20 protein-coding genes and 1 rRNA gene are annotated in these 20,878 nt (G+C 74.1%); 14 read left to right on the top strand and 7 right to left on the bottom strand.

Features of this window, described 5'->3' with window-relative positions:
* A 5S ribosomal RNA gene (gene rrf / locus O2V61_RS22455) occupies positions 1-71 on the top strand; the annotation flags it as partial.
* Between the two features lie 212 nt (positions 72-283).
* Here the strand turns inward: rrf and O2V61_RS21855 are convergent.
* A complete protein-coding gene (locus tag O2V61_RS21855) occupies positions 284-949 on the bottom strand; it encodes a DUF2461 domain-containing protein (RefSeq protein ID WP_269185375.1) in 666 nt (221 codons plus the stop codon).
* Complete coding sequence (locus O2V61_RS21850; RefSeq protein WP_269185374.1) at positions 946-1,512, bottom strand: GNAT family N-acetyltransferase; 567 nt, start codon at positions 1,510-1,512, stop codon at positions 946-948. The genes O2V61_RS21855 and O2V61_RS21850 overlap by 4 nt, the downstream gene beginning before the upstream one ends.
* Before the next feature lie 74 nt (positions 1,513-1,586).
* Here O2V61_RS21850 and O2V61_RS21845 point away from each other — a divergent pair, with 74 nt between their 5' ends.
* The 6 genes from O2V61_RS21845 to O2V61_RS21820 all read left to right on the top strand — a co-directional run bounded on the left by O2V61_RS21845 (position 1,587) and on the right by O2V61_RS21820 (position 7,738).
* Entirely contained in the window at positions 1,587-2,807 is a 1,221-nt protein-coding gene (locus O2V61_RS21845; RefSeq protein ID WP_269185373.1) for a winged helix-turn-helix domain-containing protein, read from the top strand.
* Positions 2,808-2,897: 90 nt separating this feature from the next.
* Positions 2,898-3,650: an FAD-dependent thymidylate synthase gene (thyX, locus tag O2V61_RS21840; protein ID WP_269185372.1), complete on the top strand. Its 753-nt coding sequence runs from the start codon at positions 2,898-2,900 to the stop codon at positions 3,648-3,650.
* A 45-nt stretch (positions 3,651-3,695) separates the two neighbouring features.
* Entirely contained in the window at positions 3,696-4,517 is an 822-nt protein-coding gene (locus O2V61_RS21835) for a thymidylate synthase (protein WP_269185371.1), read from the top strand.
* The gene (locus tag O2V61_RS21830; RefSeq protein ID WP_269185370.1) at positions 4,514-5,116 is read left to right on the top strand and encodes a dihydrofolate reductase; all 603 of its coding nucleotides are present in this window, start codon (positions 4,514-4,516) and stop codon (positions 5,114-5,116) included. Before O2V61_RS21835 ends, O2V61_RS21830 begins: the two co-directional genes overlap by 4 nt.
* A 10-nt stretch (positions 5,117-5,126) precedes the next feature.
* The gene (dapA, locus tag O2V61_RS21825) at positions 5,127-6,035 is read left to right on the top strand and encodes a 4-hydroxy-tetrahydrodipicolinate synthase (RefSeq protein ID WP_269185369.1); all 909 of its coding nucleotides are present in this window, start codon (positions 5,127-5,129) and stop codon (positions 6,033-6,035) included.
* Positions 6,032-7,738 (top strand): ribonuclease J, encoded by a 1,707-nt coding sequence (locus O2V61_RS21820; RefSeq protein ID WP_269185368.1) that lies wholly within the window; start codon positions 6,032-6,034, stop codon positions 7,736-7,738. Before dapA ends, O2V61_RS21820 begins: the two co-directional genes overlap by 4 nt.
* Before the next feature lie 28 nt (positions 7,739-7,766).
* On the opposite strand, the gene O2V61_RS21815 is transcribed toward O2V61_RS21820, so the two are convergent.
* The 5 genes from O2V61_RS21815 to O2V61_RS21795 all read right to left on the bottom strand — a co-directional run bounded on the left by O2V61_RS21815 (position 7,767) and on the right by O2V61_RS21795 (position 12,445).
* On the bottom strand, positions 7,767-8,312 hold the full coding sequence (locus O2V61_RS21815; protein WP_269185367.1) for a class F sortase: 546 nt from the start codon (positions 8,310-8,312) through the stop codon (positions 7,767-7,769).
* A gap of 84 nt (positions 8,313-8,396) precedes the next feature.
* Positions 8,397-9,101, bottom strand: a complete 705-nt coding sequence (locus O2V61_RS21810; RefSeq protein ID WP_269185366.1) for a CHRD domain-containing protein — start codon at positions 9,099-9,101, stop codon at positions 8,397-8,399.
* 72 nt (positions 9,102-9,173) lie between these two features.
* Positions 9,174-9,851 (bottom strand): anti-sigma factor family protein, encoded by a 678-nt coding sequence (locus O2V61_RS21805; protein ID WP_269185365.1) that lies wholly within the window; start codon positions 9,849-9,851, stop codon positions 9,174-9,176.
* The gene (locus O2V61_RS21800) at positions 9,848-10,390 is read right to left on the bottom strand and encodes a sigma-70 family RNA polymerase sigma factor (RefSeq protein ID WP_269185364.1); all 543 of its coding nucleotides are present in this window, start codon (positions 10,388-10,390) and stop codon (positions 9,848-9,850) included. The genes O2V61_RS21805 and O2V61_RS21800 overlap by 4 nt, the downstream gene beginning before the upstream one ends.
* Positions 10,391-10,471: 81 nt before the next feature.
* The gene (locus O2V61_RS21795) at positions 10,472-12,445 is read right to left on the bottom strand and encodes a S9 family peptidase (protein ID WP_269185363.1); all 1,974 of its coding nucleotides are present in this window, start codon (positions 12,443-12,445) and stop codon (positions 10,472-10,474) included.
* Between the two features lie 106 nt (positions 12,446-12,551).
* Between O2V61_RS21795 and O2V61_RS21790 the strand changes: the two genes are divergently transcribed.
* The 7 genes from O2V61_RS21790 to O2V61_RS21760 all read left to right on the top strand — a co-directional run bounded on the left by O2V61_RS21790 (position 12,552) and on the right by O2V61_RS21760 (position 20,725).
* The gene (locus O2V61_RS21790) at positions 12,552-15,065 is read left to right on the top strand and encodes an FtsK/SpoIIIE family DNA translocase (RefSeq protein ID WP_269185362.1); all 2,514 of its coding nucleotides are present in this window, start codon (positions 12,552-12,554) and stop codon (positions 15,063-15,065) included.
* Positions 15,066-15,160: 95 nt separating this feature from the next.
* Complete coding sequence (gene rimO / locus O2V61_RS21785; RefSeq protein WP_269185361.1) at positions 15,161-16,630, top strand: 30S ribosomal protein S12 methylthiotransferase RimO; 1,470 nt, start codon at positions 15,161-15,163, stop codon at positions 16,628-16,630.
* A 4-nt stretch (positions 16,631-16,634) separates the two neighbouring features.
* Positions 16,635-17,324: a CDP-diacylglycerol--glycerol-3-phosphate 3-phosphatidyltransferase gene (pgsA, locus tag O2V61_RS21780; RefSeq protein WP_269185360.1), complete on the top strand. Its 690-nt coding sequence runs from the start codon at positions 16,635-16,637 to the stop codon at positions 17,322-17,324.
* Positions 17,321-17,851: a CinA family protein gene (locus O2V61_RS21775; protein ID WP_269185359.1), complete on the top strand. Its 531-nt coding sequence runs from the start codon at positions 17,321-17,323 to the stop codon at positions 17,849-17,851. The genes pgsA and O2V61_RS21775 overlap by 4 nt, the downstream gene beginning before the upstream one ends.
* Positions 17,852-17,981: 130 nt before the next feature.
* Positions 17,982-18,416, top strand: coding sequence for a helix-turn-helix domain-containing protein (locus tag O2V61_RS21770; protein WP_269185358.1), 435 nt, complete (start codon positions 17,982-17,984; stop codon positions 18,414-18,416).
* A 123-nt stretch (positions 18,417-18,539) separates the two neighbouring features.
* Complete coding sequence (locus tag O2V61_RS21765; RefSeq protein WP_269185357.1) at positions 18,540-19,331, top strand: TetR/AcrR family transcriptional regulator; 792 nt, start codon at positions 18,540-18,542, stop codon at positions 19,329-19,331.
* A gap of 155 nt (positions 19,332-19,486) precedes the next feature.
* Positions 19,487-20,725, top strand: coding sequence for a DUF4032 domain-containing protein (locus O2V61_RS21760; protein ID WP_269185356.1), 1,239 nt, complete (start codon positions 19,487-19,489; stop codon positions 20,723-20,725).
* Positions 20,726-20,878 lie beyond the last annotated feature (153 nt).

Below are 20,878 nucleotides of genomic sequence, written 5' to 3'. Positions count from 1 at the left end.
CGGAAGCTAAGCCTTTCAGCGCCGATGGTACTGCCCGGGGGACCGGGTGGGAGAGTAGGACGCCGCCGGACATAACTCCCAGGACGGGGTCACAGCTACGGCTGTGGCCCCGTTCCTGCATTTCCGGACCAATTCGCCGGCCTGCACAGGAGTGCACTCGCCGCAGGACTGGATCCCGTGTCACCGGGTGCGGAAGCTCGTCGCCAGCTGGGCCGGGTTCTCTGGTCGACGACCTCCCTGCAGAACGAGACGCCTCGACAGTGTGCGTCACGTGACGCAAGGGTCACCGGCGGCGGTCCGGTGGGGCGGTGGTGGCCCCGACGTTCTCGTCCAGCCACCGGTTCAGCGGCGCGAAGGCCCGCCAGGCGTCGCAGACCCGCTCGCGGGCCGCGGGCGTGTGCAGCCAGTCCGCCGGCGTCCACTGCCGGGACCCGTGCAGGGACCTGTGCCGGAGCAGCTCGATCCGCGGGTGGTCCGCCGGCCAACCACGCGGCGACCGGACCAGCTGATCGCCGCCCACCTCGTAGCCCGCAGCCCGCAGGTCCTGCACCAGGGCTTGGAGCCGGATGCCCTGCAGGTCGTCGCCAACGGCTCGGCGGTACCGTTCCACCTGGTCCGGTTGCAGGCGCCAACACCCACCGGCGACCCGCAGGCCGTCGGCGGAGACCTGCACGTACACCGAGCCACATCCGGCGCCGTCTGGCTGGAGCACCGCCCCCTGGTGTGTCTTGTGCGGCGTCTTGTCGTGGCTGAAGCGCACGTCCCGGTACGGCCGGAAGAGCTTGGGCGTGCCGAACTCCGGCGCCAGCTCGTCGGCCAGCGCCTGGAGTGGTGCCCGGACGTGCTCGTCGTAGCTGTTCCGGTGCTGAGTCCAGTAGGTCTTGCTGTTGTCGGCCTCCAGACCCTCGTAGAAGACCAGGGCCTCGTCGGGGAAGCCGGAGAACGTCACGGTGCTGCTCCCTCCTCGTCGTCCAACAGGGTCGTCCAGCGGAGCTGCGTCAGCGGGGCAGCGCCGGTGTCCAGCGTCCGGGTCCACCCGTCGGGTGCCCAGCCCGCCGACTCCAGGAACCGGGCGGTCACGTCGTCGGCCTCGGGGACCCACGTGTGCAGGGTGCTGACCCCGCGCTCGGTGGACAGGTCCGCGACGGCGGCGAGGAGTCGACTGCCGTGGCCACGCCGGCCCCAGCGGGGCTCGACGAACAGGGCGGCGATCTCGGCGACCCCATCGTCGTCGGCGGGCCCGTGGGCGGCGAACCCGACCACGGTCCCCGCGTCCACGGCGACCAGCACGCCGTGCGCGGACGTGGGGGGCTCGGTCACCGCCGCCCGCCAACTGGTCGTGGCGGCGTCGTCGTCCCAGTCGTCGAGCACCGCCTCGGGGAGGAGTGCGCGGTAGGCGGTCCGCCAGGTGACGACCTGGACGCGCGCGATCGCCTCCGCGTCGCCGGTCGTCGCCGGGCGCACGGACACGTCGGCGCGGCCGGACAGGCCGCGTCCCCTCGGCAGCTCCATCGGGGCAGCGTAGGCGGTGGGCGCGGCGACCGGTGCGGGCGTGACTGTCGGACCGGCAGGGCAGGATCGACCGGGTGACGACCTCCGTCGAGCGGCTGCCCACCGGGCTGGCCCGCCGGATCGCCCTGGCCGCGCAGGGGTTCGCCGAGCCGCGGCCCGCCGGCATCGCCGGGACCCGGCAGCTGCGCCGGACCGCCGAGCGGCTGGCCGTCGTGCAGATCGACTCGGTGAACGTGCTCTCCCGGTCGCACTACCTCCCCTTCTTCAGCCGCCTGGGGCCCTACCCGCGCAGCGACCTCGACGCCCTGTCGAACCGGCGGCACGACGTCGTCGAGTACTGGGCGCACGAGGCCTCGTTCCTGCCGGCGCACCTGCACCCGTACCTGCGCTGGCGGATGGCCGCCGCCGACCAGGAGGCATGGGGCTCGATGACCCGGGTGCAGCAGGAGCGCCCGGAGTACGTGGCGGCGCTGCTGGCGCGGGTGCGCGCCGAGGGGCCGATCCGGGCCAGCCAGCTGCAGGAGGAGCGACCCAACCGGCCGGGCAGCATGTGGAACTGGCACGCCGGGAAGGCCGCGCTGGAGTACCTGTTCTTCACCGGTGCGCTGACCGCCCGCGGCCGCACGGCCGGGTTCGAGCGGGTCTACGACCTCCCGGAACGGGTGCTGCCGCCCGCCGTCGTCCAGGCGCCGACCCCGGAGCGGCCGGAGGCCGTCCGGGAGCTGGTCCGCACCGCGGCCCGGGCGCTGGGCGTGGCCACCGAGACAGATCTGCGGGACTACTTCCGGCTCGCCCCCATCGACGCCCGGGCGGCGATCGCCGAGCTCACCGACGCCGGCGAGCTGCAGCCGGTCGAGGTGGTGGGCTGGAACCGGCCGGCCTGGCTGGATCCGCGGGCGCGGAGGCCACGGTGGATCCGCGCCCGCGCGCTGCTGTCGCCGTTCGACTCACTGGTGTGGGAACGGCCCCGGGTCGAGCGCATCTTCGGCTTCCGCTACCGGTTGGAGATCTACACGCCGGCGGCCAAGCGGGTGCACGGCTACTACGTGCTGCCGTTCCTGCTCGGCGACCGGCTCGTCGCCCGCGTCGACCTGAAGGCCGACCGGCAGGCCGGCGTGCTCCGGGTGCAGGGCACCTTCGCCGAGCCGGGGGTCGACGCCTCTGAGGTCGCCGCGGCGCTGGCGGCCGAGCTCCGGCTGATGGCCGACTGGATGGCCCTGGACGAGGTGGTGGTGGCCGACCGGGGTGACCTGGCCCCCGACCTGGCGGCCGCGGCCGTCGCCACCGCAGGATGAGGTGCGCACGGCCGCTGCGTCCCGGCCATCTCGCGGACCGGTCGGGTGCCGTGGCCAGGGTGGGAACGGCCCGGGCCGTACCCTCGACGGGTGCCCGCCATCGCCCCCTTGAAGGTGCAGGTCGTCGCGCAGACGCAGTTCACGCCGCCGGCGGACGTGCCCTGGGAGACCGACGCCGAGGGCGGACAGGCGCTCGCGGAGTTCGCCGGACGGGCCTGCTACCAGTCCTGGACCAAGCCGAACCCGAGCACGGCGACCAACGAGGCATATCTCCGGCACATCCTGGAGGTCGGTCACCTGTCCGTGCTCGAGCACGGCACGGTGTCCATGTACCTCTCCGGCGTCTCGCGGTCGCTGACCCATGAGCTCATCCGGCACCGGCACTTCTCCTACAGCCAGCTGTCCCAGCGCTACGTGCCCGAGCGGGACGCCGCCGTGGTCGAGCCCGCGGTCATCGCCGAGGACCCGGAGCTGCACGAGAAGTTCCTCGCCGCGACCGATGCCGCCCTGGCCGCCTACGCCGAGCTGCTCGAGGGGCTGGAGGAGCGGTTCGCCGACGTCCCCAACGCGACGCTGCGCCGCAAGCAGGCCCGGCAGGCGGCCCGCTCAGTGCTGCCGAACGCCACCGAGACGCGCATCGTCGTCACCGGCAACTACCGGGCCTGGCGGCACTTCGTGGCCATGCGGGCCAGCGAGCACGCCGACGTCGAGATCCGCGAGCTGGCCATCGCCTGCCTGCGCGAGCTGCAGGACGCCGCCCCGCACGTCTTCGGTGACTTCCGGATCAGCGAGCTCTCCGACGGCACCGCGGTCGCCGCGAGCCCGCTGGTCGCCGAAGGCTGACCGCCACCGTCCCATCCCCACCCACGATCGCGACGAGGAGTCGACATGGCCGAGGTGGCCGTCCATCAGCAGGTCGACACGCAGTACGAGGACCTGCTCCGCCGAGTCCTGGAGACCGGGACGCCGAAGGACGACCGCACCGGCACCGGGACCTTGAGCCTGTTCGGGGAGCGGCTGCGCTACGACCTGTCCCGCTCCTTCCCGCTGGTGACGACGAAGTCGGTGCACTTCAAGTCGATCGCCTACGAACTGCTGTGGTTCCTGCGCGGAGAGGGCAACGTCGGCTGGCTGAAGGAGCACGGCGTCTCGATCTGGGACGAGTGGGCGGCCGAGGACGGCAGCCTGGGACCGGTCTACGGCGTCCAGTGGCGCTCCTGGCCCACGCCGGACGGCGGGTCGATCGACCAGCTCTCCGCCGTGCTGGAGACGCTGCGCACCGACCCGGACTCCCGGCGGATGGTGGTCTCGGCCTGGAACGTCGCCGCGCTGCCGGAGATGGCGCTGGCGCCCTGCCACGCGCTGTTCCAGTTCCACGTCGCCGACGGGAAGCTGTCGTGCCAGCTCTACCAGCGCAGCGCCGACCTGTTCCTCGGCGTGCCGTTCAACATCGCCAGCTACGCGCTGCTGACCCGGATGGTCGCCCAGCAGGTCGGGCTCGAGCCGGGGGACTTCATCTGGGTGGGCGGTGACTGCCACATCTACCGCAACCACCTGCCCCAGGTGCGCGAGCAGCTCTCCCGGGAGGTGCTGCCCTTCCCGCAGCTGCAGATCGACCCGGCGCCCTCGCTGTTCGACCACGCCTACGAGGACTTCCACGTCCTCGACTACCAGCACCACCCGGCGATCCGGGGTGCGGTGGCGGTGTGACGGCAGCGGACCCCACGCGGCGCGCGGTGCGGATGGTCTGGGCCCAGGCCACCGACGGTGTCATCGGGGCCGACGGCGCACTGCCCTGGCACCTGCCCGAGGACCTGCGGCTGTTCAAGGCCCTGACCGTGGGCGGGACCGTGGTCATGGGCCGGCGCACCTGGGAGTCGCTGCCGCCCCGGTTCCGGCCACTGCCCGGCCGCCGCAACGTGGTGCTCAGCTCGACGGTGCAGGCGTCCGAGGGCATGCAGGTGGTCCGGTCGGTGCCCGACGCGCTCGCGCTGGACGGCGACCTGTGGGTGATCGGCGGCGGGGCGGTCTACGCGGCGTTCCTCCCGCATGCCGACGAACTGGTGGTCACCGAGGTCGACGCGCAGGTGCCGGGTGACACCTGGGCGCCCCGGCCGGGCCCGGACTGGGTGCCCGGTGCCCGGGTGCCGGCATCGGGCTGGTCCGCGTCGACGACCGGGCTCCGTTTCCGGGTCACCCAGTGGGTCCGGGGAGCGGGCGACCCGGACCCCGTGGCCCGCGTCCTCGCCGAGCACCAGGAGACCTGGACCGCCCCAGGGCGGTCCGGTGCTGTCGGGGCGGGCCGGTAGATTCTAGGCCATGACCCCGGCCAGGACCACGGACCCCGCCCGACCGTTCGGGCGTGTGCTCACGGCGATGGTCACCCCGCTCGCCGAGGACGGCACGATCGACCTCGCCGGCGCCCAGGAGCTCGCTGCGCACCTCGTCGACCGGCAGTCCCACGACGGCCTGGTCGTCTTCGGGACGACGGGAGAGTCGCCGACCATCAGCGACGGCGAGCAGCACGCCGTGCTCGAGGCGGTGCTGGACGCCGTCGGCGACCGGGCGATGGTGGTCGCCGGGGTGGGCACGAACGACACCGCGCACTCGATCGAGAAGGCCCAGTCGGCGGCCCGGCTCGGCGTCCACGGCCTCCTCGTCGTCACCCCGTACTACAACAAGCCCCCGCAGGCGGGCCTGCTCCGGCACTTCACCGCGGTCGCCGACTCCACCGACCTGCCGGTGATGCTCTACGACATCCCGCCGCGCTCGGTGGTCCCGATCGAGGTCGACACCCTGGTCCGCGCCGCCGAGCACCCGAACATCGTCGCGGTGAAGGACGCCAAGGGCGACTTCGGTGCACTCATGCAGACCCTCGCCCGCACCGACCTCGCCTACTACTCCGGCGAGGACATGCTGAACCTGCCGCTGCTCTCGGTCGGCGCCGTCGGCGTGGTGAGCGTCGTCGGCCACCTGGTCGGCTCCCGGCTGGCCGAGCTGATCGCCGCCGTCGAGGCCGGTGACCTCGCCCGGGCGCGGGAGGTCAACGAGAGCCTGCTGCCGGTCTACACCGGGATCTTCCGCACCCAGGGCACGATCATGGTCAAGGCGGCGCTGCGGGAGCTGGGCCTCCCGGCCGGCCCGGTGCGCCCGCCGCTCGTGGACGCCACCGACGAACAGGTGGCGCAGCTGCGCGTGGACCTCGCGGCCGGAGGGGTCCAGCTGTGACGACGTCGAACTCCCCGCAGCCGCACCTGGACCTGAAGGCGCCCCCGCCGCTGCCGGCCGGTGGCCTCCGGGTGATGGCGCTGGGCGGTCTCGGCGAGATCGGCCGGAACATGGCCGTGCTGGAGTTCGACGGCCAGCTGCTGATCATCGACTGCGGGGTGCTGTTCCCCGAGGCGGAGCAGCCCGGCGTCGACCTGATCCTGCCCGACTTCGGGGTCATCGAGCACCGGATGGACGATGTCGCCGCCGTCGTCCTCACCCACGGGCACGAGGACCACATCGGCGCGATCCCCTACCTGCTCCGGCTGCGCGCCGACATCCCGCTGGTCGGCTCCCGGTTCACCCTCGCGCTGGTCAAGGCGAAGCTGCGCGAGCACCGGATCGACCCGGTCGTCGTCGAGGTGGCCGCCGGTGAGGACCACCTGGCGGGTGAGTTCCACTGCGAGTTCGTCAGCGTCAACCACTCCATCCCCGACGCGCTCGCCGTCGCGGTGCACACCCCGGCGGGCACGCTCGTGCACACCGGCGACTTCAAGATGGACCAGCTGCCGCTCGACGGTGTGCTGACCGACCTCGGGGCCTTCGCCCGGCTCGGGGTCGCCGGCATCGACCTGCTGCTCAGCGACTCCACCAACGCCGAGGTGCCCGGGTTCGTCACCTCCGAGCGCAGCATCGGGCCGGTGCTGGACTCGGTGTTCGAGCGGGCCTCCCAGCGGCTGATCGTCTCCAGCTTCGCCAGCCACGTGCACCGCATCCAGCAGGTGCTCGACTGCGCGGTGAAGCACGGCCGCAAGGTCGCGCTCGTGGGCCGCTCGATGGTCCGGAACATGGGGGTCGCCCAGGACCTCGGCCTCCTCCGGGTCGCCCCCGGGCTGATGGTCAAGCTCGACGAGGCGACCGCGATGCCCCCGGAGCAGGTGGTGCTGGTCAGCACCGGCTCGCAGGGGGAGCCGCTGTCGGCGCTGGGCCGGATGGCCCGCGGCGACCACCACCAGGTCACCATCGAGGCCGGTGACACGATCATCCTGGCGTCCTCGCTGGTGCCCGGGAACGAGACCGCCGTGTACAAGGTGATCAACGGGCTGGCCCGGCTCGGCGCCACCGTGGTGCACAAGGAGACCGCCCGGGTGCACGTCTCCGGGCACGCCCCGGCGGGTGAGCTGCGCACGCTGCTCAACGTGGCCAAGCCGCGGTACCTGATGCCGGTGCACGGGGAGTGGCGGCACCTGCGGGCGCACGCCGCGCTGGCCCAGGAGACCGGGATGAGCCGCGACCGCATCCTGCTGGCCGAGGACGGCGTCGTCGTCGACCTGGTCGACGGCAAGGCGTCGATCGTGGGCAGCGTGCCGATCGGCAACGTCTACGTCGACGGGCTCAACGTCGGCGACGTCGGCGAGGAGTCGCTGCAGGCCCGGCGGATCCTCGGCGACGAGGGCTTCGTGGCGCTGACCGTGGTCATCGAGCCCTCGACCCGCACCATCGTCCGGCCGGTGCACCTGTCGACCCGGGGCTTCTCCGACGATCCGGCCGCCTTCACCGAGGCGCTCGCCCTGGTCGAGGAGGAGTTGAAGCGGGCCCTGGCCGCCGACGAGCAGGTCGACGCGCACCGGCTGTCCCAGGTGATCCGCCGGACGGTCGGCAAGTGGGTGTCGGACACCTACCGCCGCCGGCCGATGATCATCCCGACCGTCCTCGAGGTCTAGTCGACCGGAGGACGACGACGTCGCCGCGTCAGCCGACGCGCTCGGCGGTGACGACCAGGTTGTCGACGTAGCTGCGGGCGCCGCGGTCGAAGTCGCCGGTGCAGGTGACCAGCCGCAGGACGTCCTCGGTCGTCGCGCCGAACACCGCCGCCGTCGGGAACTCGTCCTTGGGCACCTGCTCGCTGCCGGTCACCGCGTACCGGGCGACGGCGCCGCCGGCGACGGTCACCTCGACGACGTCGCCCGGTACGAGGCTCCGCAGGTCGGCGAAGACCGCCGGCCCGGCCGTGGAGTCGACGTGACCGAGGAGGACGGTCGGGCCCCGTGACCCCGGCCGGCCTCCGCCGGTGAACCACCCCACGTCGTCGAACTCCGTCGGCACCTCGGCCGTGCCGTCACCGGCCAGGCCCAGGTCGATCAGGTCGCGCCGGACCCCGATGGCCGGGATCGAGAGCGACGCCGGCTCCGGCACCGCGGCCGGATCGAGCACTGCGGCGCCGACCGCCGCCGGCGCGGGTACCGCCGGCGGCGAGCTCGTCGCCGGTGCGACGGAACCGGAGGGCGCCCCGGCCACGGGACCGCTCGCCGGGCCGCCGCACCCGCTGAGGGCGAGCGCCGTGCAACCGGCCAGCAGGGTCCCGCGTCCGAGGCGCACGACTCAGCCCCGGACCGCGCGGCGGTGCAGCCCGAACGCGGCTGCCCCGGCCAGGGCGAGGGAGCCGCCGAGCGCGGCCAGCGGTGCGCCGGACGTCCCGTCCTCCGCCGTCCCGCCGGCGCCGGTCTCGATGCCGCCGATCGGCACCTGGGTCAGCTGCCCGCGCACCGCGCCCGCGACGAACGCCGCCGTGTGGTTGTCGGTGGCGAACGCCGACGGGTCGGCCTCGATCTCGGCGAGGGAGAACCCGCTGCCGGTGTCGGTGCCGTCCGGGGCGACGCCGGTGGTGAACGGGCCCTGCAGGCAGCCGCTGCTCACCAGGTCCCCGCTGCCGTCCTCGACCGGGTCGGGCAGCGCGATCCGCGGCGGACCGGACTCGCCGGCCGCAGCCTCGTGGATGTGCGTCGAGGTCTTCGCCGGGCTCTGGTACGGCGGGGTCACCCCGGTGAGGGTGATGTCGTAGCAGATGATCTCGAGGTCGGAGTTGATCCGGTACATGAAGCTGCCGGAGGCGCCGGGCTCGCCCGGGGTGGGCACCCCGTCGGTGTTGACCACCCCGTCCGGCGTGGCCATCGCGGTGAACGCGCTGGTGAACGTGGCCGGCTCGGCCACCTCCGTCTCGGCGGAGGCGGTGCCGGTTCCGGCGAGGGCGACGACGCCCATCGCCCCGGCGACGACGGCGGCGCGGGCTGTGCGGGTGCGGGTCATGGCTGGCTCCTGCGGTCTCGGGATCGGACAACCGGGTCTACGCAGCCCGGTGCCGCCGCGTTCACCGGCGGCTCAGAAGACCGAGCGGAGGACGACGTCGCCCCGGGCGTCGACGACCACGAAGCCCTCGGCGTCCGGCCGCAGCACCGCGGAGTTGAGGTTGCAGTCCAGCTCCGCCGGGCCGATGCCGAGGAAGGCGCCGGCCGGTGCCTCGTCCCCGTCGTCCTCGAGGACGCTGACCCGGTAGACCTCCCCGGCGGTGAAGCCGGCGCCGGAGAGCTTCACCTCCACCCCCCAGGTGTGCGGCACCACGTCCGCGGTCGCGGTGATGTCCGGGGCGACGACCTGGACGGCGACGCGCTCCAGCGGCGGTGGGGGCGGGACCGGCCGGACCAGCCAGCCGACGACGAAGGCCGCCGCGGCCGTCGCCAGCACCACCGCACCGGCGCCGAGCCGGGTCCGCCGGCGCCGCGCCGCCCGGTCGCGCTCGGGGCGCGCACCCTCCGCCGCGATCCGGGCCAGGACGGCGTCGCCGAGCCCGGGCGGGGGAGCGGGGTCCTCCGCCAGCCGGTCGGGGTCGACGTCGGCGAGCCGGGCGGCGATCGGGGCCAGCTCGGCCAGCTCGGCGCGGCAGGCGGCGCACCCCTCCAGGTGCGCCCGCACCACGGCCCGCTCGTCCGGGCTGCCCGCGCCCAGGGCGTACACGCCGAGCTCCTCGCGCAGTGCCCGGTGGGCCTGCTCCTCGCTCACGGTTGCACCCCCATCTCCTCCATCGCCAGGCGCAGTGCCTTCATGCCGTAGAACACCCGGCTGCGCAGTGTGCCCACCGGGACGCCGAGCTCCGCGGCGACCTCCGCGTGCGGTCGACCGCGCAGGTGGGTCTCCACGATCGCGGCCCGGTGCTCGGCCCCGATCCGCCGCAACGCCTCCTCGACCACCCAGGCGTCGACCAGGCGCTCGTCCAGGGCCGGGCCGGGTGGGCCGGGGCCGTCGTGCCGGGTGCCGTCGGTGAGCTCGCGCTGCCAGGGCCGGGCCGCACCCCGCCGCACCTCGTCGACCAGCAGGTTGCGCGCGATGGCGAACAGCCAGGTGCGCAGGCTGGCCAGCCCGGGGTCGAAGGAACCCCCTGCCCGCCAGGCCCGCAGGAAGACCTCCTGCACGACGTCCTGGGCGGCGCCCTGGTCGCCGAGGTGACGCAGGGCGAAGCGGTAGAGCTCCGGCCCGTGCGCGGCGTAGGCGGCCGGGACGTCCAGGGCGGAGGTCTGGACCGCTCGCAGCTGCCGCACCATGCCGTACCTCCCGATCGTCGGACGTCCTCCCGGGTGTGTACGGCGCCGGAGCCGGATCGGTTCACCGGCGCGGTCGACGGGCTACGGGCGCACGACCTCGATCGGGGTGATCCCCTCCTCGGCGGGGAGGGAGAAGCCCAGCACCTGGGCGTAGAAGGACAGCTCACCGTCCAGCGCGGTGCGGATGTTCTCCGCCTTGCGGAAGCCGTGCTGCTCACCGGGGAAGAGCACGTAGGCGTGCGGCACGCCCTTCGCCCGCAGGGCCGACACCATCATCTCCGCCTGCTCCGGCGGGACCACCCGGTCCTCGTCGCCCTGGAAGACCGCCAGCGGGGTGTCCAGCGCGTCGGTGGCGTTGATGGGCGAGCGCTCGGCGTAGACCCCGGCGCCGGCGGGCCAGGGGGCGATCAGCCCGTCGAGGTAGCGGGACTCGAACTTGTGCGTGTCGGCGGCCAGCGCGGCCAGGTCGGCGACGCCGTAGTGGCTGGCCCCGGCGGCGAAGACGCCCGGGCGGAAGGTCAGCGCAGCCAGCGTGGTGTACCCGCCGGCGGAGCCGCCGCGGATCGCCAGCCGCGCCGGGTCGACCTGCAGCCCGGCGGGGCCGTCGCCGGAGGAGAGGTACCGGGCGCAGGCGACGACGTCGTCCAGGTCGGCCACCCCCCACTGCCCCTTCAGCGCCTCCCGGTAGCGCCGGCCGTAGCCGGTGGAGCCGCGGTAGTCGACGTCGGCGACGGCGAACCCGCGGGAGGTCCAGTACTGGACGCCGAGGTCCAGCACCGACCGGGCGGCGGCGGTGGGCCCGCCGTGCACCAGCACCAGGAGCGGCGGCAGCTCGCCGTCCGGGCCGGTGACCCGGGGGTTGGTCGGCGGGTAGACCAGCGCGTGGGCCTCGGCGACCCCGCTGGGCCCGGGCTCGGTGGGGAAGGTGACGTGCTGGGGGCGGGAGAACCAGGTTGGGTCCAGGCCGAGGTCGCGGGCCGGGCGGAGCACCTCGGGGGCACCGTCGAGACCGACCCGCAGGACGACCGTCTCGGACGCCGGACCGCCGGCCACGCAGACGAGGCTGTCGGAGGCGCCGCGCACCTGACCGAAGGCCGAGTACGGCAGGTCGAGCTCGCGCGCCGTGCCGTCGGGGTCGAGCACGGCGAGGCGGTCGGCGCCGTCCCGGCCGTAGGCGAGCACGACCCGGCCGTCGTCCAGCAGGTCGAACCGGCTCTGCCCGAAGACCCACTGCGGCCCGGCGATGTCGCTGCCGGCGTCGAACACCAGCTCGACCTCGCCGTGCGGCCGGCGCCGGTACAGCGACCAGACGTCGGTGCGGTCACCGAGCCACCACAGGGACAGGTCCGCACCCCAGACCGGCTGGACGACGGACTCGCCGGGACCACCGGCCAGCACGTGCTCGGTGCCGTCGGTGGCCCGGACCACGAGCCGGGCGGCGTCCCAGGGCATGTCCGGGTGGTCCCACTGCAGCCAGGCGAGCGTGACGCCGTCGGGGGCCCGCCGCGGGTCCGAGACGAAGTCCGGCCCGCTCACCAGCACCTCCACGGTCCCGTCGGCGTCGACCCGGACCACCTCGTTGACGACCTCGGCGGCCAGGCCGGAGGCCGTGTGGGTCTCCCGCACCGCCAGGACGCCGTCGCCGTCGGCGTGCAGGTCGGCGAACCGGACGCCGGCGGGGACCTCCGGCTCAGGGGTCACCGCGACCGGTTCGCTGCTGCCCGGCGCCACCCGGTACAGCCGCTGGTCGGCGAAGCCGGTGAACCACACGGTGCCGGCGGCGACGGTCCAGGCGCCGCCGCCGTACTCGTGCACCCGGGTGCGGGCGTTCCAAGGGGAGGGGAGCAGGTCGGTCGTCGTCCCGTCCGGCGTGCGGCGGACCAGCACGGTGCGGCCGCCCTCGCTGGGGCGGCCCTCGGCCCACCAGACGTCAGCGTCGTCTCCGGAGCCGTCCACGACGACCTCGCCGAGCCGGGCGGCGGCGCGCACGACGAGCTCGGAGGTGATCGGCGTGGGCCAGCTGCCGTGGGGGAGGGTCTGCTCGGGAGCGGTCACCCCGGTCACGCTAGCCAGCCGACGAGCTGGGTGTCGGCTGAGCCCGAGCCGGACACGCGGCGCTGGATGGGCCCCGGTACCGGCATCGGCGATTACCGTCTGACGCATGCCTGCTCGCGCGTCGACGTCGAACCGGGCGCCCGCGCGCGGGAGCGCCTCCGCACGCCCGCGCTCGGGCAGCACCGCAGCCAAGAAGCGTGCCCCGGCCAAGCGCGGGGCGACCGCGGCCCGCCGGCCGGCGCCGAAGAAGAAGCAGGGCACGCTCGCCGGGAGCCTCTGGCGCGGCGCGACCGGTGCCTGGGGCCTGCTGGCCCGCGGCGCCGGCGGCGTGGCGCGCTCGGTGGCGCGGCCGGCGGAGGCCGAGCCGCTGGGTCCCGAGCACCGCCGGGACGGCGTCGGGCTCGCCGTCCTGGGCTTGGCGATCGTGCTGGGAGCGGCCGTCTGGACCAACGGCATCGGTCCGGTCGGCGCCGGTCTGGCCACCGGGGTCGAGTGGACGATCGGTGCCCTGACCGTCGGGCTGCCGGTCGTGCTGTTCCTGGTCGCGCTGCGGCTGCTGCGGCACCCCCCGCACCCGGAGTCGCGCGGGCGGCTGATGATCGGCTGGCTGAGCGTGATCGCCGCCGTCGTCGGCGTGGCCCACGTCGTCGGGCCGGACGCCGAGCCGGACGAGCGGACCGGCGCCGGCGGCCTGCTCGGGTGGGCGGTCGGCATGCCGTTGACCGCCGGGGTCGGTCCGATCGTCACCGTGCTGCTGCTGGTCCTGCTCGCGTTCTTCGGGGTGCTCGTGGTCACCGCCACGCCGGTGCACCAGGTGCCCGAACGCCTGCGGGCGTGGGCCGACCGGCAGCTGGGCCGGGACGGCGACGAGGAGTACGACGACTACGACGAGTACCAGGACGAGGAGCCGGCGACCGAGCCGGTCCCGCGGGTGCGCAGGAGCCGCAAGGCCCCAGCGGTCGAGGACACCCTGGACACCGGGGTCGTGGACACCGCCGCACTGGACGACGCCCCGGATGCCGTCGTCCACGAGCCGGCCCCCGAGCCCGTGCCGGTCCGCCGGCCGGCGATCATCGACCGCACGGCCCCGCCGGAGGACCTGCCTCCGATCGAGGAGCCCGAGCAGCTCCGGATCCAGCCGGTCGAGGGCGCCTACACGCTGCCCTCGGTGAGCGTGCTGCGCGCCGGCACCCCGCCGCGGGCCAAGTCCAAGGCCAACGACGTCGCCATCGAGGCGATCACCGGGGTGCTCGAGCAGTTCAACATCGACGCCGCGGTCACCAGCTACACCCGCGGCCCGACGGTGACCCGCTACGAGATCGAGCTGGGCAACGCGGTCAAGGTCGAGAAGATCACCGCGCTGACCAAGAACCTCGCCTACGCCGTCGCCAACGACAACATCCGCATCCTCGCGCCCATCCCGGGCAAGTCGGCGGTGGGCGTCGAGGTGCCCAACACCGACCGCGAGACGGTGAGCCTGGGCGACGTCATGCGCTCCCAGGTGGCCAAGCAGGACCCGCACCCGATGCTGGTGGGCCTGGGCAAGGACATCGAGGGCGGCTTCGTCTGCGCGAACCTGGCGAAGATGCCGCACCTGCTGGTGGCCGGTGCCACCGGCGCCGGCAAGTCCAGCTGCATCAACTCGCTGCTGACCTCGTTGCTGCTGCGGGCGACACCCGACCAGCTGCGGATGATCCTGGTCGACCCGAAGATGGTCGAGCTGACGCCCTACGACGGCATCCCGCACCTGATCACGCCGATCATCACCGACCCCAAGAAGGCCGCCACCGCGCTGGCCTGGCTGGTGGAGGAGATGGAGCAGCGCTACCAGGACATGCGCGCCACCGGGGTGCGGCACATCGACGACTTCAACCGGAAGGTCGAGCGGGGGGAGATCACCACCCCGCCGGGCAGCGAGCGGGTGTACCAGCCCTACCCCTACATCCTCACCATCGTCGACGAGCTCGCCGACCTGATGATGGTCGCGCCGCGGGACGTCGAGGAGTCGATCGTCCGGATCACCCAGAAGGCCCGCGCCGCCGGCATCCACCTGGTGCTGGCCACCCAGCGCCCCTCGGTCGACGTCGTCACCGGCCTGATCAAGGCCAACGTCCCCTCCCGGCTGGCCTTCTCCACCTCCAGCCTCACCGACAGCCGGGTCATCCTCGACCAGCCCGGCGCGGAGAAGCTGATCGGCATGGGCGACGCGCTCTTCCTGCCGATCGGCGCCGGCAAGCCGATCCGCGTCCAGGGCGCCTACGTCTCCGATGCCGAGATCGAGGCGGTCGTCGAGTTCACCAAGCGGCAGGCCGAGCCGGAGTACCGCGAGGAGGTCTTCACCGCCGCGGCGGGGGAGAAGAAGGAGATCGACGAGGACATCGGCAACGACCTGGAACTGCTGGTCCAGGCCGTCGAGCTCGTCGTCACCAGCCAGTTCGGCTCCACCTCGATGCTGCAGCGCAAGCTGCGGGTGGGCTTCGCCAAGGCGGGCCGGCTGATGGACCTGATGGAGAGCCGCGGCATCGTCGGGCCCTCGGAGGGCTCCAAGGCCCGGGACGTGCTGGTCAAGCCGGACGAGCTGGAGTCGGTCATGTTCACCCTGCGCGGCGGAGAGGGCTGACGAGAGGCCTGCCGGCCTCCGGCAGGGTCACGCGAGGATCGGGGCGCAGCCCGTCCGTCGCCTACGATGGACCAGTGCCAGCCCTGCCCAGACCCATGACCTCCCCCGAAGGGCAGCCCGCCGGTCCCGCTCCGCGGCGCGTTGCCGTCGTCACCCTCGGCTGCGCCCGCAACGAGGTGGACTCCGAGGAGCTCGCCGGTCGCCTGGCCGGCGACGGCTACGAACTGGTCGCCGACGGCGAGGCCGCCGATGCCGTGCTGGTGAACACCTGCGGCTTCATCGAGAGCGCGAAGAAGGACTCGGTCGACGCGATCCTCGCCGCCACCGACTCCGGTGCCGAGGTGATCGCCGTCGGCTGCATGGCCGAGCGGTACGGCGCCGAGCTGGCCGGTGCGCTGCCCGAGGCCACCGTGCTGGGCTTCGACGACTACGGCGCCATCGGCGACCGGCTGGACGACGTGCTCACCGGCCGGCCGCTGGTCCCGCACACCCCGAAGGACCGGCGCACGCTGCTGCCGATCAGCCCGGTGCAGCGGACCGCGGCGACGCAGGCCCCCGACGCCCCGGCCATCCCCGGCCACGACTGGCTGCGTCGCAAGCGGCTGGCCAGCGGCCCGTCCGCGGCGCTGAAGATCGCCTCCGGCTGCGACCGGCGCTGCGCCTTCTGCGCCATCCCCACCTTCCGTGGCTCGTTCGTCTCCCGGCCGGCCGGTGAGGTGCTCGGCGAGGCGCAGTGGCTGGCCTCCCAGGGGGTGACCGAGATCGTCCTGGTGAGCGAGAACTCCACCTCCTACGGCAAGGACGTCGGCGACCTCCGCTCGCTGGAGAAGCTGCTGCCCCAGCTGGCCGCCGTCGACGGGATCGACCGGGTGCGCGTGGCCTACCTGCAGCCGGCCGAGCTGCGGCCGGGACTGCTCGAGGTGATCGCCGCGACCCCGGGGATCGCCCCCTACTTCGACCTGTCGTTCCAGCACTCCTCGCCGACCCTGCTGCGCCGCATGAGGCGCTTCGGCGGCACCGAGGACTTCCTCGGCATCATCGAGCGGGCCCGGGCCCTGGCGCCCGGTGCGGGCTTCCGCACCAACGTCATCCTCGGGTTCCCCGGCGAGACCGAGGACGACGTCGCCGAGCTCGAGCGCTTCCTCACCGAGGGGCGGCTGGACGCCGTCGGTGTGTTCGGCTACTCCGACGAGGACGGCACCGAGGCGCTCGGACTGCCCGGCAAGCTCGACCAGGTGGAGATCGACGCCCGGGTGCGACGGATCACCGACCTGGTCGAGGAGCTGACCGCCCAGCGCGCCGAGGAGCGGATCGGCAGCACCGTGGAGGTGCTGCTCACCGAGGACCTGTCCGACGACGAGGAGCCCGGCACCTGGGCCGGTCACGCCGCGCACCAGGACCCCGACGCCGACGGCACGACGACCATCTCCGGTGTGCCCGCCGGCGCGGTCGCCGGCCAGCTGGTGCAGGCCGAGGTGGTCGACACCGAGGGCGTCGACCTGGTCGCCCGGGCGCTGCTGCCCGTGCACGGGTTGCCGACGCTCGCCGAACCAGCCGGGGTCTGACCCGATGGGCGCGGTGGTACCAGGGGGGCCGGTCGACCCGGCGGCGACGCCGCCGCAGAGCGCCCGGCTGCTCAACCTGCCCAACGCGCTGACCATGCTGCGGCTGGCGGTCGTCCCGCTGTTCGCGCTGCTGCTCCTGTCCGACGGCGGGGCGGACGACGTGCGCCGCGGCTGGGCCACCCTCTTCTTCGTCCTGGCGATCGTCACCGACCAGCTGGACGGCATGATCGCCCGCCGCACGAACCAGGTCACCGAGTTCGGCAAGCTCGCCGACCCGATCGCCGACAAGGCGCTCACCGGCACCGCACTGATCGGCCTGTCGGTGCTGGCGCTGCTCCCGTGGTGGGTGACGCTGACCATCGTGGTCCGCGAGGTGGGGGTCACCCTGCTGCGCTTCTGGGTCATCCGGCACGGCGTGATCGCCGCCAGCCGCGGTGGCAAGGCCAAGACCGTGCTCCAGTCGCTGGCCATCGGGATGTACATCCTGCCGATCGACGGGCTGTTCGGGACGGCCCGCTGGTGGGTGATGGCCGCGGCTCTGGTGCTGACCGTCGCCACCGGCGTCGACTACGTCTACCGGGCCGTGAAGCTGCGGCGGACCAGTGCACGCGCCATGCGGGCGGCGGCGACCCGGCGGGCGGGGGCAGGCGGCGAGCCCGGCGCCGGTGAGGGCCGCCGGGACACCGCGGCATGAGCACACCCGGCCTGCCCGAGGCCGCGCAGCAGCTGCACGAGGCGCTGCTGGCCCGCGGTGAGACGGTCGCGGCCGCCGAGTCGCTCACCGCCGGCCTGTTCTGCGCCACCCTCGCCGCGGTGCCCGGCGCCAGCGCCACCCTGCGCGGTGGGGTCGTCGTGTACGCCACCGACCTGAAGACGACGCTGGCCGGGGTCGCCCCGGCGCTGCTGGCCGCCTCGGGGCCGGTGAGCGAGCCGTCCGCGGCGGCGCTGGCCGAGGGGATCCGCAGCCGCTGCGCCGCCACCTGGGGCGTCGGCCTCACCGGGGTGGCCGGCCCCGACCCGGTCGACGGGCACGCCCCGGGCCGGGTGTACCTCGGCCTCAGCGACGGGCTGGTCACCGTCGTCCACGAGCTCGACCTCCCCGGCGACCGCGGCGCGGTCCGCGCCGGGGCGGTACAGGAGGCGATGGTGCGGCTGCTGGGCCGGCTGGCCGAGCACGCGGTCCCCGGGAAGCCGGGGGACGGCGGGAGCGTTACGCCATGAGCGGACGGACCTCCACCGGCACGGTGACCCGGGTCATCGCCGCGTACGGTGAGCACACGGCGTCTCCCGGCCGACCGGGCCAGCGGCGCTGCTCGTTCGACCTGCTCGTCAGAGTGGACAGGAGACGGCCATGACGCTGCTGCGCACCCAGCTGGGGAACACCCTGCGGGGCCACCGGCTGCGCCAGCGGCGGACGCTGCGTGACGTCTCCGGCGCAGCCCGCGTGAGCCTGGGCTACCTCTCGGAGGTCGAGCGCGGCCAGAAGGAGGCGTCCTCGGAGCTGCTGGCCTCCATCTGCGACGCCCTGGACGTGGAACTGGCCGACCTGCTGGCCGAGGTGAGCCTGGAGATGCGGCTCACCGAGCCGGCCGGTCGCCCGGTCCGTCCGGTCGCGGTCGCCCGTCCGGGCGACGACGAGGCCGCGTCCGCGGCGGCTGCCGATGCGCCCGCCGAGCAGGCCGCTGCCGAGACGCCGGTCGCCGAGCCGGCCCTGGCCCTCGTGGGCAGTGGCCAGGCGGCCCGCGCGGCCGCCCGCGCGCGCAGGGCTGTCTCGCTCGCCGCGTAGGCGAGGACCACCCCGGCGTCCACCGGGGCCTGGATCCGTCCAGACGGACCGGTGAGCGCGACACGAACGGCGCTCAGGGTCCACCTCCTTGACCCAGTGCGACGGAACGGGCACAAAGTGTCCATGTCTTCCCCAGGATCCCGACCCCCGCTGCCGCAGCACCCCTCGCTCCCGGTGCCCACCGTCACCGGCCGGGGCGGGGTCACCGTGCTGGAGGCCGACGCCGCCGAGTCCGCGGCCGCCGAGGCCGCCGCCGCGGGCGGGCAGCACCTGACGACGCCCGTGCCGATGGGGGCTGCGCTGCTGCAGCCGCCCGCCCCCGGCCACCACCTGACCGCGCCGGTGCCGTCGCTGGCCGTCGCCGTCCCGGCCCCGCGCCCCACGACCCCGCGTCAGGACTCCCGTCGTCCCGCGCGCGCCGGGGTGCCGATGAGCCGCACCCGGCGCGGACTGCTCACCGGGGCGCGCGCGGCCTTCGCCGAGCGCGGGGTCCGGAAGACCACGATGCAGCACGTCGCCGCCGCCGCCGGGGTCGCCAAGGCCACGCTGTACAACCACTTCCGCACCAAGGACGACGTGGCGCACGCACTGATCGCCTTCGAGCTGGACCGGCTGGCCGCGCTCGCCGCCGAGCTCCCGTTGACCGTCGCCGTCCCCGCGCTGGCCGAGGAGGTCGGCGGGCACCCCGTGCTGCGCCGGCTGGCCGAGACCGAGCCGGAGACCCTGGTGCAGATGATGGCGCTGGACGCCGACCGCTGGGGCGACGTCGTCGTCACCCTCGGCTCGGCGCTGCGCATCTCCCGCCCGGAGGCCGAGCTGGTGTGTCGCTGGCTGCTGGGCCTGGTGCTGCAGCCGGGCACGGTGCAGGAGCGGGCCGCGCAGGCCGCCGTCGTCACCGGTCAGCTCGTCGGCTGACCCCCGCGCCTCGACCACGGCCGTCCCGGTCCCCGCGGACCGGGACGGCCGTGTGCCGTCCAGCCGCCACAGGGGGCCGTCGACCCGGTCACGTGACATCGTGGCGGCCGGCCAGCCAGAGTCGGACCCGTGCCAGACCACCAGCGGAGCGCGTGATGCGGTACCTGTTCCGGCCCCCGGCCACCGAGGCCGCCGGCCTGCTGTCCCTGCCGTGGCACCAGCCGCTGGAGGAGTGGGACGAGTCCCTGCTGCTCGAGGTGCCGCAGCGGGGCATCTCCCGGCACGTCGTCCGGTTCACCGTCTCGGAGGGCCGGGTCTACGCACTGAAGGAGATCGCCGAGCCGCTGGCCCGGCACGAGTACGCGCTGCTCGCCGAGTTCGAGGGGGAGGGGCTGCCGTCGGTGTCGGTGCTGGGCATCTGCGTCGACCGGCCCGACGACCAGCAGGCCGTCCTGGTCACCCGCTACCTCGAGTACTCGATGTCCTACCGGTACCTGTTCTCCGGCCCGCGCGCCGCCGACGACCCGATGAAGCTGCTGGACACCCTGGTGGAGCTGCTGGTCCGGCTGCACCTGGCCGGCGTCTACTGGGGCGACTGCTCGCTGTCCAACACGCTCTTCCGGCTGGACGCGGGGACCTTCACCGCGTACCTGGTCGACGCGGAGACCGCCGAGCGCCACCCCACGCTGTCGGCGCGCAAGCGGGCCTACGACGTCGACCTGGCCCGGGAGCGGGTCGGTGCCGAGCTGATGGACCTGCAGTCCGGCGAGCTGCTCCCGCCGGAGATCGACCCGATCGAGATCGCCGACAGCCTGCCGGTCCGGTACGAGGCGCTGTGGGAGGAGGTGACCCGGGAGGAGGTCTTCCGCACCGACGAGCAGGCGATCCGGGTCGCCGAGCGGCTGCAGCGGATCACCGACCTCGGGTTCGACGTCGGTGAGATCGAGCTGGTCACCTCCGGGGACGGTGCCCGGTTGCGGGTCGAGACGCGGGTGGCCGAGCCAGGCCAGCACCGGCGCGAGCTCGTCCGGTTGACCGGCCTGGAGGTGCAGGAGAACCAGGCGCAGCGGTTGCTGAACGACCTGTGGTCCTATCGCGCCTACCTGGAGCAGCGGAGTGGCCGCCCGGTGCCGGAGACCGTCGCCGGTCACCGCTGGCTGACCGAGGTCTACCTGCCGGTGGTGGGCGCGGTCCCCGACGAGCTGGCCGGTCGGCTGGAGCCGGCCGAGGTGTTCCACGAGGTGCTGGAGCACCGCTGGTTCCTGTCCGAGGGAGCCGGGTTCGACGTCGGGACCTGGGCTGCGGTGCGGTCCTACGTCCAGAACGTCCTGCCGCGCATGCCGGTCCAGCTGACCACACCGTCGGTGATGGCGCACCGGTCCGACCCCCGCTGAGGTCCTCCCGTCGGGAAGTCCGGCGGGAGGTCGCGGCAAGATCTCGTTGCAGTTGACAGTCGATGTGACCAAGGCCACTCTCCGAAGTCCACAGCGACCACACACGTCGCTGGAGGCGATGGAGGTGGTGGCTCGGTGCCGGACGTCAGCAGG

This window comes from Modestobacter sp. VKM Ac-2985, assembly GCF_026967925.1.
Lineage (GTDB): Bacteria > Actinomycetota > Actinomycetes > Mycobacteriales > Geodermatophilaceae > Modestobacter.
This window is presented reverse-complemented; position numbering and strand designations above follow the sequence as displayed.

Bases quoted from the DNA above. Each gene is read 5' to 3' on its own strand.
- O2V61_RS21850 (WP_269185374.1), bottom strand. From the start codon at position 1,512: ATGGAGCTGCCGAGGGGACGCGGCCTGTCCGGCCGCGCCGACGTGTCC.
- O2V61_RS21835 (WP_269185371.1), top strand. From the start codon at position 3,696: ATGGCCGAGGTGGCCGTCCATCAGCAGGTCGACACGCAGTACGAGGAC.
- dapA (WP_269185369.1), top strand. From the start codon at position 5,127: ATGACCCCGGCCAGGACCACGGACCCCGCCCGACCGTTCGGGCGTGTG.
- O2V61_RS21810 (WP_269185366.1), bottom strand. From the start codon at position 9,101: ATGACCCGCACCCGCACAGCCCGCGCCGCCGTCGTCGCCGGGGCGATG.
- O2V61_RS21800 (WP_269185364.1), bottom strand. From the start codon at position 10,390: ATGGTGCGGCAGCTGCGAGCGGTCCAGACCTCCGCCCTGGACGTCCCG.
- O2V61_RS21790 (WP_269185362.1), top strand. From the start codon at position 12,552: ATGCCTGCTCGCGCGTCGACGTCGAACCGGGCGCCCGCGCGCGGGAGC.
- rimO (WP_269185361.1), top strand. From the start codon at position 15,161: ATGACCTCCCCCGAAGGGCAGCCCGCCGGTCCCGCTCCGCGGCGCGTT.
- pgsA (WP_269185360.1), top strand. From the start codon at position 16,635: ATGGGCGCGGTGGTACCAGGGGGGCCGGTCGACCCGGCGGCGACGCCG.
- O2V61_RS21775 (WP_269185359.1), top strand. From the start codon at position 17,321: ATGAGCACACCCGGCCTGCCCGAGGCCGCGCAGCAGCTGCACGAGGCG.
- O2V61_RS21770 (WP_269185358.1), top strand. From the start codon at position 17,982: ATGACGCTGCTGCGCACCCAGCTGGGGAACACCCTGCGGGGCCACCGG.
- O2V61_RS21765 (WP_269185357.1), top strand. From the start codon at position 18,540: ATGTCTTCCCCAGGATCCCGACCCCCGCTGCCGCAGCACCCCTCGCTC.
- O2V61_RS21760 (WP_269185356.1), top strand. From the start codon at position 19,487: ATGCGGTACCTGTTCCGGCCCCCGGCCACCGAGGCCGCCGGCCTGCTG.